This window comes from Caulobacter sp. GW821-FHT05F04 (genome assembly GCF_059419665.1).
In genome coordinates, this window is sequence record NZ_JBWKSF010000002.1 from 308,479 (window position 1) to 321,441 (window position 12,963).

Sequence of the window (12,963 nt, forward strand, 5' to 3'; positions counted from 1 at the left end):
AAGCATCTCTGATGAGCGATCGATCGGCCGTCGCTCCGCCCATCAGGCGGCGTCTCCTCGGCCCGGTCAGCGGTCGGCTCGTCGCGGCGGCGGCGCTGTTGACGGCGGCCGCCGCTGGATTGATCCTCTGGGCGGCGAGGGGCGACGACGCGCCCGTTCCGGTGCGGGCGGTCCCCAGCCTGACGGTCTCCACGACCTCGCCCCAAAAGGTCACCTGGCCGCGAACGGTGTCAGCCTCCGGCGTCATCGCCCCCTGGCGGGAGGCCAGTGTCGGCACGCAGATTGGCAGCTACCAGCTGGTCGAGGTGAACGCCGAGGTCGGCGATCAGGTCCGGCGCGGCCAGGTGCTGGCGCGGATCAATCCGGCCCTGTTGCGCGCCGAGGAGGCTCAGCTGCTCGCGCGCCACGACCAGGCCCAGGTCAACCGTCGTCGGGCGCTGGCGTTGCGCGCGAGCGGCGGCGTCAGCGAGCAGGAAGTGCTCGCCGCCGAGACGGAAGCCAAGGCCGCGTCCGCTCTGCTGGCCGCCAAGCGGCTGGAGCTGCGCTACACCGCCGTGCTGGCGCCCGATGACGGCGTGATCACCGCGCGCGCCGCGACGCTGGGCGCGGTCGCTCCCGCCGGCCAGGAGTTGTTCCGCATGATCCGTCGCAACCGGCTGGAGTGGCGGGGCGAGCTGACGGCCGAGCAACTGCGCGAGGTCGCCGCCGGGCAGGTCGTCACCCTTTCGCTGCCCGATGGAACCCAGGCGAGCGGCGTGGTGAGGCGGCTGGGTCCAACGATGGACGGCGCGTCCCGCCTGGGCGTGATCTACGCCGACGTCGCGGGCGGCGGCCGGGCGCTGGCTGGCATGTACGTCGCCGGAGTCATCACCGTCGGCTTGGCTCCGGCCCTGACCGTGCCGGCGCCGTGCGTCGTGATCCGTGATGGGCGCAGCTACGTGATGGTGCTCGACGAGCGCCCCGGCCGGCCCAGCGTCCGTATGCGGAGCGTCAGGACCGGACGGCGGGACGATTCCGCGATCGAGATTCTGACCGGCCTGACCGGAACCGAGCGCTTGGTGTTCGGTGGCGCGGGCTTCCTCAAAGACGGCGACGTTGTCCGCGTGGCCCACACCGAAGGATACCGCCGATGAATTTCGCCGCCTGGTCGATCCGCAATCCCATTCCGGTCATCCTGCTCTTCGTGGTGCTGTCGATCGCGGGTCTGCGGGCCTTCAATCTGCTGGCCATCCAGGACCTGCCGGACCTGTCGCCGCCGTCCGTCAGCGTCAATGCGAACCTGCCTGGCGCCACCCCCGCCCAGCTCGAGACCGAGATCGCCCGGCCCCTGGAGGACGCTTTGGCCGCGGTCGACGGCGTGCGCCACGTCACGACCGTGATCAATGACGGGGCGGTCCGGATCGAGGCCAGTTTCGCGCTGGACAAGCCGCTGTCCGACGCTCTGATCCAGACCAAGGACGCGGTGGACGGCATCCGCTCGGACCTGCCCACCGACATGCTGCAGCCGACCGTCGAGGCCGTCACGTTCGGCACGGCCCCGGTGCTAATCTACGCCGTCCAGTCCTCGCGCATGGACGAGGCGGAGCTCTCGTGGTTCGTCGATGACACCCTGGGCAAGGCGATCCGCGCCGCGCCCGGCGTCGGCAAGGTCGAGCGGCTGGGCGGGGTCACCCGCGAGGTGCGCGTCACCGTCGATCCCACGCGCATGGCCGCCCTGGGCGTTACCGCCGGCGACGTCTCCCGCGCCCTGCGGCAGGTCCAGCAGCAATCGTCGGGCGGCCGCGGTCAACTGGGCGGCCAGGAGCAATCGATCCGCACCGTGGCGGTCGTCGCCCAGGCGTCCGACCTAGCGGCGCTGCCGATCGTGCTCGCTGACGGCCGCCAAGCGCGGCTCGACCAGTTGGCTAGCATCGAGGACGGCGCGGCCGAGCGCACCCAGGCGGCCTTCCTGGATGGCAAGCCCGTGGTCGCCTTTCAGGTCTATCGGGCTCGGGGCGCGGACGAGACCAAGGTCGCCAAGGGCGTCTACGCCATCCTGAACCAGCAGATGGGCAAGACGCCGGGCCTGGCCCTTCAGCCTGTCGGCGGGTCCGTCGACTACACGCTCGAGCAGTATCACGGCTCGATGTCGATGCTGTATGAAGGCGCGCTACTGGCCGTCATCGTGGTCTGGCTGTTCCTGCGCGACGGGCGGGCCACCCTGATCGTCGCCACGGCGCTGCCGCTGTCGATTCTGCCGACCTTCGCGGCGATGTTGATGTTCGGCTATTCGCTGAACACCCTGACTCTGCTGGCCCTGGCTGTGGTCATCGGCATCCTGGTCGACGACGCTATCGTCGAGGTCGAGAACATCGAGCGCCACAGGCGCATGGGCAAGCCGGTCCGCGAGGCGACAGAGGACGCGGTGGCCGAGATCGCCATGCCGGTGATCGCCACCACCCTCAGCCTGGTCGCCGTCTTCCTGCCGACCGCGATGATGCCCGGTTTCGCGGGGCTGATCTTCAAGCCGTTCGGCTGGACGGCGGTGATCGCGGTGCTGGCCTCGCTGCTGGTCGCGCGCCTGCTGACGCCCATGCTGGCGGCCTACTTCCTGAAGGACACGGTCATGCCCGAGTCAGAGGACGGCTGGGCGATGCGCCGCTACCTGTCGGCCGTCGACTGGTGCCTGTCGCATCCCAAGATCACCGCCGCCGCGACCGTGGCCTTCTTGGCCGGCTCGCTGGCGCTGACTCCCCTGATCCCGACCGGCTTTCTGCCGCCGGACAATCGCAGCCTCACCGAGGTGTCCGTCGAACTGCCGCCGGGCAGCGGGCTGGACGTTACGGTCGCGGTGACGGAGGACGTGCGACAGGCCCTGAGCGGCGTGGAGGGCGTGCGGGGGATCTTCGCCGCGATCGGGCGGGGGGGAGGCGAAGACTCCGGCGGCGTGCCTGAGGTGCGTCGCGCCACCTTGACCCTCAGCCTGGCGCCCCGCGAGCACCGCCCAACCAAGACGGCTATCGAGGCGACGATCGGGGAGCGGCTCAAGGCGGTCCCGGGCGCTCGGTTTGCGGTCGGCGACGGCGGCGGCGGCCGGTTGGACCTGATCCTGGCGGGCGACGACCCACGGGTGCTGCAGGCGACCGTCCAGCGCCTCGAACGCGAGATGCGGACCATCCCCGGTCTGTCGAACATCAACTCGACGGCCAGCCTGGAGCAGCAGGAGATCGTCATCCGGCCCGATCCGCAACGGGCGGCGGAACTCGGCGTCACGGCCGAGGCCGTTGGCGAGACCGTCCGGATCGCGACAAGCGGGGACTTCGACGCCCAGGTCGCGCGGTTGAACCTGGAGACGCGGCAGCTCTTCATCCGTACCCGGATCGCCGACGCGGCGCGGCGCGATCCGACGACCGTCGGCGCGCTGCGGGCAGCCGGGCGGAGCGGACCGGTGTCGCTGGCCAGTATCGCCGACATCTCGGTCGAGAGCGGTCCCTCGCGGATCGACCGCTTCGATCGCCGCCGGCACGTGACCATCACCGCCGACATGAACGGCGTGCCGCTGGGCGAGGCGATGGCGCGGGTCAATGCACTGCCGGCGGTCCAGGCCATGCCCTCGGGCGTATCCCTGATCCCGGCGGGCGGGGCCGAGATGGGCGAGGAGCTGGGCGTCGGGTTCGTCACCGCCCTGATCGCTGGCGTGCTCTGCATCTACTGCGTGCTTGTGCTGCTGTTCCGAGACTTCCTGCAGCCGGTCACCATCCTGTCGGCGCTGCCGCTATCGATCGGCGGGGCCTTCGTGGCGTTGCTGCTGGCGCGCAGCTCGCTCAGCATGCCGGCCATGATCGGCCTCGTGATGCTGATGGGGATCGTGTCGAAGAATTCGATCCTGCTGGTCGAGTACGCGCTGGTCGGCATAAAGGACAAGGGACTGTCGCGACGGGCGGCGCTGGTCGACGCCTGTCACAAACGCGCCCGTCCGATCATCATGACGACCGTTGCGATGGTCGCCGGCATGGCGCCGATCGCGCTGGGCTTCGGCGCCGACGCCAGCTTCCGCCAGCCTATGGCGATCGCGGTGATCGGCGGCCTCCTGACCTCCACCTTCCTCAGCCTGCTGGTCGTGCCGGTGGTCTTCACCTTCGTGGACGGGTTCGAGCGGCGGATGCGCCAATGGTTTATTCAGCCGTCCATACGGGTATTCTCGACACGAGAAGAACGTGAAGCATAGCAGCCGCAAGCGTCCGATTTCGGCCATACCGACTGGGTCCGCTCACGTCCGGCTCGCGGACCGAACTAAGCTCCGCAAGGCGGCGATCTCGGCCGCCGTCGCCCCGACACTGAAGATCGAGTTTCGGGAGGGGCGTCAATGTCCGTTCCTGGCGCGCTTGGACCCTTGGGGTTGCCGGCGAGGAGCGCCAGGGCGTGCTTGTGCCTAGATGCCTTGCGGTGGACGACCGTGGCGTTTCACCTTTTCCAGAAAGTACATGCCCTCGAGCTTGAGCCCGTCCGGGTCAAGGAAGAAGACAGCGTAATAGCCCTCGCCGTAGCTTGGATAGGCGGCTGGTGGGTCAACCACGGTGACGTTCTCCCGCTGGAGAAAGGCTCCGAGCTCGTCCACCTCCTCGCGGGTGCCGAGCTCGAAGGCGTAGTGATGGTAACCGATGTCGCCGGTGCGATGGGGCCGGGCGCGGCCTTCGGCGTCCGCCTCGGTGATCCAGAACATGGTCACGCCGTTGTTCCATCCGACCGTGCGGTCGAACTCCCACTCGCGCACGAAACCCAAGAAGGTCAGCAATCGGTCGTAGAAGCGACGCGAAACCTCCAAGTCGCTCACCCGGATGGCGAGATGGTCGATTCCAACAACTCTGGCCATGGCGCGTTCCTCGACGAGGCGGCAGCATGGACGCCAAAGGGCGGTCCAAACAATCTCCGATCTCTTCGTGAAACGAATGTCGTGTTTCTGGACCGGTAGGAGAGTCCGGTTATGGCGCGACTTAGCCGGCTACGCAGACCTCCGGACCGCCCCGGGCAGGGGCGACCGCCGCCGCCGCCGGCAATCGAACGTCTGGTTGGGCGCCCGCGCTCAGGAAAATGCGTTGGAAACGGCGCGCAGATAGGTGGGGCCGACCGGCACGACGACGTCGTCGGCCAGCAACAGCAAGGCCCCCCCAACGGTGGTCCGCTGCACCGCGACGACGGCGCTGGGGCGCACGAAGGCCGAGCGGTGCACCCGCATCATCTGACCCGGGGGCAGACGATCCTCCAGCGCGGTCATCGTGGCTCGCAGCAGGTGACTGCGTTCGGCGGTGTGCAGCAGCACATAGTCGCGGGCCGCCTCGATCCATTGCACCTGGGCGAGGGGGAGGCGACGCAGGCCATCGCGCGTGTCTATCCAGAAGTCGTGGGCGGTCGGCGGCGGAGGCTCGGCCGACTGGCGCGCGTCCGGCGCGCGGCGGCGGCGCGCGCGCTCCACCGCCTGACGCAGCCGGTCCAATCGCAGAGGCTTGAGAAGGTAGTCGGCGGCCTCGAGATCGAAGGCGTCGACGGCGTGCTTCTCGAACGCCGTCAGGAAGATGATCTGCGGACGATTTTCGGACGGCAGTTCGGCGGCCACGCCGAGGCCCGACCGCCCGGGCATCTGAATGTCCAGCACCACGAGGTCTGGGCGCAGCGCCAGGATCTTCTCAAGCGCCTCGCCGCCATTGCGCGCCAGGCCGACAATCTCCACGTCGCCAAGGTCGCGAAAGGCGAACTCCAGACGCTCGAGGGCCAGGGGCTCGTCGTCGGCCAGCACCACGCGCATCGGACTGGTCATGGGGTCTCCTCGGCTCGCATCCGGGCCATGGGAAATCGAAGCGTGGCGCGATAGCCGCCTTCGTCCTGGGTCACCGTCAGGGCGGCGCGCTCACCGAACAGGAGGGCCAGCCTGTCACGCACGTTCGCCAGGCCCACGCCTAGCCCCGGGGCGACGACGGGACGCCCGGGCGCGAGGTCGCCGTCGTCGGACACGGCAATGACCAGCAGCCCGGCCTCGGCCCGGGCGGCAAGGGTGACCGTGACCGGGCGTTCGGCCGGAGCGACGGCGTGCTTGATGGCGTTCTCGACAAGCGGCTGCAGGATGAAGTCGGGAACCAGGACGTCGCCAAGATCCGGCGGACAGTCATAGGCCACCCTGAGCCGATCGGGAAACCGCACCGCTTCCACCTCCAGATAGGCCTCGATGACCGACAGTTCGTGCTCCAGGGCGCCCAGGCCGGAGGTCGGTTCGGCCAGGGTGGCGCGCAGAAAATCGGCCAGCCTGGTCAGCATCCGCTCGGCTTGCGCCGTTCGCTGGGTGACGATCAGGCTGTTGATCGCGTTCAGCGTATTGAACAGGAAGTGCGGGTTGATCTGGAAGCGCAGAGCCGAGAGCTGGGCCTGGACCGCTTCCATGCGGGCCTCGATCAGCCGGCGCTCCTGCCGGCGCTGTTCGATCGACCACAGCACGGTCAGGGCCGAGGCTCCGAAGGCGCCGTAGAGCAGCAGATAGACGAAGATCCGCGTCTCGACCGCCAGCCGCATGACGAACACCATGTACCAGCGGTTCGAACCCACCACGGCGTGGTTGGCGGGGGCCCGGAGCAGGGCGGTCAGGCCCAGGTCGACGACCAGGTGTATTCCCAGGGCCAGAGCGACCGCCGCCGAAAAGCCCAGCGCGCCCGAGGCCCGTCCGCCCAGCGTCCATCGCGCGCCCAGCCGCCAGAGTCCCACGCAGGCCAGGGCGCCCCAGGTCGACGAAAGGAGAATGTTGAGGGCGGCTGCGGCGCCGTGCTGGGACTCCAGCGCGTTGACGGCCAGCATGGTCCCCGCGCCCACGCCCCAGACGGTCCCGGACAGGACAAGCCCTCCGGAGGGCGGGTTCGGCGAGGTCGGCGTCATGCTTCATCCTAGCGCGGCGCACAGGCGGGGGACCTGGTGTTCGTCGAGATTTCGTCGCCCGGACGATTGATCGTCGCCGCTTGGCCGATTGGTCGAACGCCCCGCGACGTCGGGAGCGGGCGACGCCCAGGATCCGGAAGTCCTAAGACTTCCCGGAGCCTGACCATGCGTGTTCCCAGTGTTCTCGCCGCCGTGTGCGTCGCCTTTCACGCCTTCGCGCCCGCCATTGCCCTGGCCGACGGGAAGGCGGTCGTGGCGACGCTGCCCTCGACGCCTCATCGCGGCATGCCCCGCGTGAACATCATGCTGAACGGCAGGGGGCCTTACGCCTTCGCCATTGACACCGGCGCTCCGGGCCGAGTGATCATCGACCCAAAGGTGGTCGCCGAGCTGAGCCTGCAGAAGGTCGGCGAAGAGATGATGAGCGACGGCTCCGAGAACAATCAGTACCCAACGCCGATCTATGGGATCGACTCCCTGACCTTTGGAGCCAAGACCTTCTCGTCGCTGGCGGGCGTTGTCGTCGACATGGGGCGCTGGGGTTCGACGGTGTCGGGCATGTTCGGCATGGAGGTCTTCAAGGACCATGTCCTGGTGCTGGACTACGCCGCCGATCAGGTGTCGATCGAAGAGGGGCCCCTGCCGCCGGCGGACGGGGTTTCCCGGTTCGACGTGGTCATCCGTCCCGATGGCATGATCGAGCTGCCGCTCACCGTGGCGGGCCAGGCCGTGAACGCGGTCCTGGATACGGGCAACACGATCAAGTCGGGTTTCTCGGCGCCGGACGGACTGGCCGCCAAGCTGCGCCGCGACGAGGGTGTGGTCTCGGGAACCGCCCGCACGGTGACCAACAACATCACCCTGCGCACCGCCGAGCTGGCCGGTCCGGTCACGCTGGGGCCGAACACGCTGCCGGTGACCCATGTCAACTATCCGACTCCCGGCGGCTACGAGGCGATCCTGGGATCGGCCGCCTTGCGCGGGGCGCGGCTGAAGGTCGACCAGACCTCGCGGCGCATCGAGATCACCTGGCCGAGCGCAAAGCCGGCGAACTAAGGAAGGCGCTCTAGATCACAGACCCATAAACGGGATTCCCCCAAAAAACGGCGGGGCTGATTCAAATCTCTTGCGACTGGATTTGAATGGTGTGGTCCGATCTGGCGGATTTCGAAGCGGTCGCTGAGGCGCTAGCGCATCAGCCCGCCAGCTTTAGCACTGTCCGAGTGCCACGCGCGCCTCCACCGAACGTCCGGCTCCTGGAGGCGCGCCAACGGCAGCAAATGGCGCGTCTCGGAAATTCCTGACTAGCCTCGTCGCACGATCTGAAGACGAGCGTGAACTCCGCCGAAGATGGAAGCGGAAAGACCTGCCGGCAGATCCGCCGGCAACTCAGCTTCCACAGCTTCAAACGCTGCAGGAATTCGCTCGCTCAGCTCTTCGAAAATCGCCTTCACCGTCCTCTCTCCTATCCCTGCCCGCCGCGCGGTCTGGACGAAATGACGAGGCATGATCGAGCCCACGCCGTAGTGGCGGTTGTCGCCGACAGCCATCGAGAGCTTGTACTGGTTGCGGCGCACCTGGCCAGCATCGACCAAGGGCTGAACGGACAGGATGTCGTAGAGCGGCGTCAGCCGGTAGCGGCCGCCAGGGCCGAGTGCGACGCTGAAGTTCTTGGCGTGGCCGTCCGTGGCGCCGAGGAGCCAGAACCAGATGTTGGCCTTCAGAAAGGTTGCCTGGTCAGCGGCGGGATCATCGCTGCCGGACAGGAGGCGCAGAATCTTCTCGATGCCTGGACCGCCGTGCGCCTCGTACTTGATAGCCGGCGGCGTGGAGAGGGCCTGGCACATGTCCTCTTGAGGCAAGCGCAGCAGGCGACCATCCTGCGCCCATCGGCGGTCGAAGCGCTCGACGACCAAGGCGCGGCGATCATCGAAATCGGCGATCTCGACGTCGGCGACCGGCAGGCCGATCGCCTTGGTCAGCTTCATGCAGAGATATTCGTTCTCGATGCCGTTGGTCGGGCCGATCTGCGGCTTGAGGATATGGGTCGTCGGCGTCGTGCCGGTCGGCGCCCACCAGGCGCCGTCTTTGAAGAGTAGTGCGGTTTTCTCCTGTGCGCCGGCCAGCGAGATCCGGAAGCTGGCGTCCTCGGTCAGGCCGAGCGGCGCGCGGGCCAAGTCGCCGAGCAGGGCGCCGACCTGCGTGGCGTCGAGCCGGACGCCGTCGACGACGCCGGCGGGGCCGGGGTCCATGTCGGCTGTCAGGAACTGGAGGGCGCCGACGCAGTCGCGCCCGATCGCGCCAAGCAGGCTGAAAGCGTCGATGCCGTCTGCTCGCACCCGAGCGGCCAGGGTGCGCCGAATGTCTTCATTATCGGGAAGCAGATTGTCGAACACCGCCACGACTGGCGAGCCGATATAGCGCTCCTCGCGCAGCGGAAGCGACAGCGAGACGGGGATGGCCGGCGCCCAGGCCAACCATTCGGGGTCGTAGGTGAAGTCGATGGCGCCAGAAGCTTCCTGGCGCAGCCGACCGACGAGCCGGCTGTTGAGGAAGACGTTGAGCGGGGCGTGGCGGGCGCGACGGGCCATCAGAACAACGCCTCAATGTCTGCGCTGCTGCCACTGGAGCGAGGGCGGACCACGAGTTCCAGGTTGAGGGCCGCCAGGGCGTCGAGCAGCGTCGTCAGCTTGGTATCGACCTCGCCGCTTTCGAGCGCGGAAACTGTCGCCTGGCGCAGATTGATCCGCTGGCCAAGCTCGGCTTGCGAAAGGCCAAGATGTTTCCGCCTCCGACGCAGAGCTGCGCCAAGCTGTGTGGAGGTTCGGGCGATCTGGTCCATCACATGCGCTCCAGCGTATGAAGTCTGCATATACGCCAGGGCGAATAAAACGGCAATATGCGTCTTGGCGTATGAAATCGTTTTATGCGCTAAGGCGTATGTGGGGACTTATTGAGGCCGGTGAATGTTCGATCGCTACACCGAGTTCAGCCAAGAAAGCTCCGGCTCCAGCGCGCAGGCGATCGGCTGAAAACTGGAGGGGGCAGACGATCGTCTTGTCGCTCTCCCGCCAGGAAGCGGGATCGAGGTAGCTCCTCGCGCCTTCCTCGCCAATTGCTCTCACAACCGCCGCTCTCACGTCGCTATCTGCCAATCCTCGCCAACGCGCGAAAGCGCTCGGGTCGGTTGTCTTGCCGCAGAGCCGGGTGTGGTTCGTGATGGGGCGATCGGATGTTCGCCGCCTCGGACGGGGCCTGACTGGAGGCGCCGCTTGGGGGGAAGGGGGGGTAATAGGGTTCAAGAAGGGTTGGGCGGACACGGTTGTCCGGTTTTACGGCCTCGTTCGTCCGGTTTTCGTTCTCATAGGCGGACACGGGCGTCCGCTTTTCCAGCTCGCCATTGCCAGCTTCTGTACGAATGGGGCGGACTTCATGCGCGTCGGTGGCGACCTCGGCGCCCGTGGAGGGCTGGGCAGGTTCCTTCAGAAGCGCGCGGTAGAAGTTCGCCTTACCGCGTCCTCGCGAGACCTCGACCACGAGGTGGCCCAAGCTCACCAGCTCGGTGGTTGCGCGCCATTTTCTCAAAATAATTTCAAATAGATAGTTTAGACTGACCAGCGATTGCCTGCTGCGGACGGCTGTATCCCGCGTGGGATTGAAGGCGGCCGATCCCACCCTACGCGGGTATGGGCGGCTCCCGTTCTTCGTCAAAGCGGCTTCGCGCGATCTTTTCGGCGCCGCCTTATGTCGGGCGCCCGGATGAGGGCATGGCTACGCGAAGCCGGGCATGCCGGATGGGTCGCGTCGACTTTTGCGCAGTACGCAAAGAAGAACGGCGAATTGGTTCAATTATCTTCTTCCGGATCGGCGCTAGATAGTTCCGCAGGCCTCATGCTGGAGATTTTTGCCGTGCCCAACCTCCTCGACGCACCGGCCCGTAAAGGCCTGTCATCCTTGATGACCTTCGCGATGTCCGCCGCCGCCGGCGTCGCGGTCGCCAACATCTATTACAACCAGCCCATGCTGGGGCTGATCGAGCAGGATCTTCCCGGCCCTCTGACCGGCCTGATCCCGACCGCCACGCAGCTGGGTTACGCCGCCGGACTTTTCCTGCTGGTCCCGCTGGGCGACATCATCGACCGGCGCAAGCAGATCGGCGTCCAGTTCGTCGTCCTGGCCCTGGCCCTGGTGCTGGCGGCCCTCGCCCCCAGCGCGGCCCTGGTCGTGCTCGCGTCCCTGGCGGTGGGCCTGGCCTCGACGGTCGCCCAGCAGATCGTGCCCTTCGCCGCGCATCTGTCCTCGCCCGAAAAGCGCGGGGCGACGGTGGGAACGGTGCTCTCGGGCATCCTCACCGGCATCCTGCTCAGCCGCACGCTCGCCGGCTTCGTGGCCACGCATTTTGGCTGGCGCGAGATGTTCTGGCTCGGCGCGCCGATGGCCCTGATCGCCGGAGCGGTCATGTTCATGACGCTGCCCCGCGTGGCGCCCGACTCCAAGCTCGGCTACGGCAAGCTCCTGGCCTCGATCGGCGACCTCTGGAAAGAGTTTCCCGCCCTGCGGCTGGCCGCCTTCACCCAGGCCCTGATCTTCGCGGCGTTCACGGTGTTCTGGACGGTTCTGGCCTTCCGGCTGCAGTCGCCCGCCTACCATCTGGGCGCGGATGTGGCCGGCCTTTTCGGCGTCGTCGGGGCGGTGGGCATCTTCGCCGCGCCCCTGGCCGGCCGGTTCGCCGACAGGCGCGGCCCCAAGCCCGTGGTGGCGCTCGCCTCGATCCTGATCCTGGTCTCCTGGGTGCTGTTTGGCGTCTGGACCTCGGTGGCGGGTCTGATCGTCGGCGTCATCGTGCTCGACTTCGCCATGCAGTCGGCCCTGGTCTCCAATCAGCACATCGCCTTCGCGCTGCGTCCCGAGGCGCGGGCGCGTCTCAACACCGTGCTGATGGGCTCGATGTTCCTGGGCGGCGCCTTCGGCTCCGCGGCCGGTTCCGCGGCCTGGCAAGCCGGCGGCTGGACCGCCGTGACGGCGCTGGGCGTGGCTCTGGGCGTCCTCAGCACCGCCCTGCAGGCGCTCGGCTTCAGCCGTCGCGTCCGCGCGGCGCGCTCCTAGCTGGAGAGGGCGTCTTCGGCGCTGGACGCCGGAACGCCCCGATCCCAATAGGCCGGCGCGCCGATGTGGCGCGCCAGGGCGTCCAGGAAGCAGGCGACCTTCTTGACGCCGCGACGGTTCGGCGGATAGGCGGCCCAGATCGCGCCTTCCTCGGCGTTCGGGCTGGCGGTCCATCCGTCCAGGACCGGAACCAGAGCCCCCGTGGCGATATCGCCGCCGATCAGCCAGGTCGGGAGGAGGGCCAGGCCGACGCCGCCGAGCGCGGCTTCCCGCAGGACCTCCGAGCCGCTGGAGCGCAGCGTCCCCCTGACCGCCACCTTCTCGCGCCTGCCGCCCCGCGCCACGGTCCAGGTGCTGTCGCCGTTGAAGTACTCGTAGATCAGGCAGCTGTGACTCATCAGGTCGGCTGGCGTGCGCGGCGCTGCATGTTCGGCGAGATAGGCGGGGCTGGCGCAGACCGCCCGCCGATGCGGCGCGAGCTTGCGGGCGATCAGACTGGAGGTGCTCATCGCACCGAGCCGCACGGCCACGTCAATGCGATCCTCGACGAGATTGCTGACGGCGTCGGTGGCCAGCACCTCCAGGCGTAGCTCGGGATATCGCCGCAGGAAGGCCGGCAGCATCGGGGCGACGTGGAGCCGCCCGAACGCGACGGGCAGTGTCAGCCGCAGAAGCCCGCTCGGCGGCCCGCCGCGCTCGCTCACCGTCCGGTCGGCGTTGTCGAGTTCATCGAGGATCCGGCGGGCCTCGTTGAGATAGAGGGCGCCGGCGTCGGTCAGGGTGACGTTGCGGGTCGACCGGTTGAGGAGAAGCGTCCCCAGGTGCGCCTCAAGCGCGTTGACCTGCCGTGTCAGGGACGAGGGCGCAACGCCCAATCGTCGGGCGGCCGGCGCGAAGCCGCCATGTTCGACGACCGTGACGAAGGCGCTGAGGGTCGCGAACCTGTCCATGTCTCACCTT

10 protein-coding genes and 1 pseudogene are annotated in these 12,963 nt (G+C 68.0%); 4 read left to right on the top strand and 7 right to left on the bottom strand.

What is annotated here, in order from left to right:
* The first annotated feature begins 11 nt into the window (after positions 1 to 11).
* Together AC07R7_RS05975 and AC07R7_RS05980 are read left to right on the top strand one after the other, a co-directional pair.
* A complete protein-coding gene (locus AC07R7_RS05975; RefSeq protein WP_494634492.1) occupies positions 12 to 1,133 on the top strand; it encodes an efflux RND transporter periplasmic adaptor subunit in 1,122 nt (373 codons plus the stop codon).
* On the top strand, positions 1,130 to 4,207 hold the full coding sequence (locus tag AC07R7_RS05980) for an efflux RND transporter permease subunit (RefSeq protein ID WP_494634493.1): 3,078 nt from the start codon (positions 1,130 to 1,132) through the stop codon (positions 4,205 to 4,207). The genes AC07R7_RS05975 and AC07R7_RS05980 overlap by 4 nt, the downstream gene beginning before the upstream one ends.
* A 204-nt stretch (positions 4,208 to 4,411) precedes the next feature.
* On the opposite strand, the gene AC07R7_RS05985 is transcribed toward AC07R7_RS05980, so the two are convergent.
* From AC07R7_RS05985 to AC07R7_RS05995, 3 genes are all read right to left on the bottom strand, one after another.
* Complete coding sequence (locus AC07R7_RS05985; RefSeq protein ID WP_494634494.1) at positions 4,412 to 4,852, bottom strand: VOC family protein; 441 nt, start codon at positions 4,850 to 4,852, stop codon at positions 4,412 to 4,414.
* A 210-nt stretch (positions 4,853 to 5,062) separates the two neighbouring features.
* Positions 5,063 to 5,794, bottom strand: coding sequence for a LytR/AlgR family response regulator transcription factor (locus tag AC07R7_RS05990; protein ID WP_494634495.1), 732 nt, complete (start codon positions 5,792 to 5,794; stop codon positions 5,063 to 5,065).
* A complete protein-coding gene (locus AC07R7_RS05995) occupies positions 5,791 to 6,897 on the bottom strand; it encodes a sensor histidine kinase (protein ID WP_494634496.1) in 1,107 nt (368 codons plus the stop codon). The genes AC07R7_RS05990 and AC07R7_RS05995 overlap by 4 nt, the downstream gene beginning before the upstream one ends.
* A gap of 165 nt (positions 6,898 to 7,062) precedes the next feature.
* Between AC07R7_RS05995 and AC07R7_RS06000 the strand changes: the two genes are divergently transcribed.
* Positions 7,063 to 7,953 carry an aspartyl protease family protein gene (locus AC07R7_RS06000; protein ID WP_494634497.1) on the top strand — a complete coding sequence of 297 codons (891 nt, stop codon included), beginning with the start codon at positions 7,063 to 7,065 and terminating at the stop codon, positions 7,951 to 7,953.
* Positions 7,954 to 8,201: 248 nt separating this feature from the next.
* Here the strand turns inward: AC07R7_RS06000 and AC07R7_RS06005 are convergent, their stop codons facing one another.
* The 3 genes and pseudogenes from AC07R7_RS06005 to AC07R7_RS06015 form a co-directional block, all read right to left on the bottom strand.
* A complete protein-coding gene (locus tag AC07R7_RS06005; RefSeq protein WP_494634854.1) occupies positions 8,202 to 9,149 on the bottom strand; it encodes a HipA domain-containing protein in 948 nt (315 codons plus the stop codon).
* A gap of 24 nt (positions 9,150 to 9,173) precedes the next feature.
* Positions 9,174 to 9,488, bottom strand: a pseudogene (locus AC07R7_RS06010) (HipA N-terminal domain-containing protein); the annotation flags it as partial.
* Complete coding sequence (locus AC07R7_RS06015) at positions 9,488 to 9,739, bottom strand: helix-turn-helix transcriptional regulator (protein WP_494634498.1); 252 nt, start codon at positions 9,737 to 9,739, stop codon at positions 9,488 to 9,490. The pseudogene AC07R7_RS06010 and the gene AC07R7_RS06015, both read right to left, overlap by 1 nt.
* Positions 9,740 to 10,806: 1,067 nt before the next feature.
* Here AC07R7_RS06015 and AC07R7_RS06020 point away from each other — a divergent pair.
* Positions 10,807 to 12,003, top strand: a complete 1,197-nt coding sequence (locus AC07R7_RS06020) for an MFS transporter (protein ID WP_494634499.1) — start codon at positions 10,807 to 10,809, stop codon at positions 12,001 to 12,003.
* Here the strand turns inward: AC07R7_RS06020 and AC07R7_RS06025 are convergent.
* Positions 12,000 to 12,953 carry a LysR family transcriptional regulator gene (locus tag AC07R7_RS06025; RefSeq protein WP_494634500.1) on the bottom strand — a complete coding sequence of 318 codons (954 nt, stop codon included), beginning with the start codon at positions 12,951 to 12,953 and terminating at the stop codon, positions 12,000 to 12,002. The two genes, AC07R7_RS06020 and AC07R7_RS06025, sit on opposite strands and share 4 nt — an antisense overlap.
* Positions 12,954 to 12,963 lie beyond the last annotated feature (10 nt).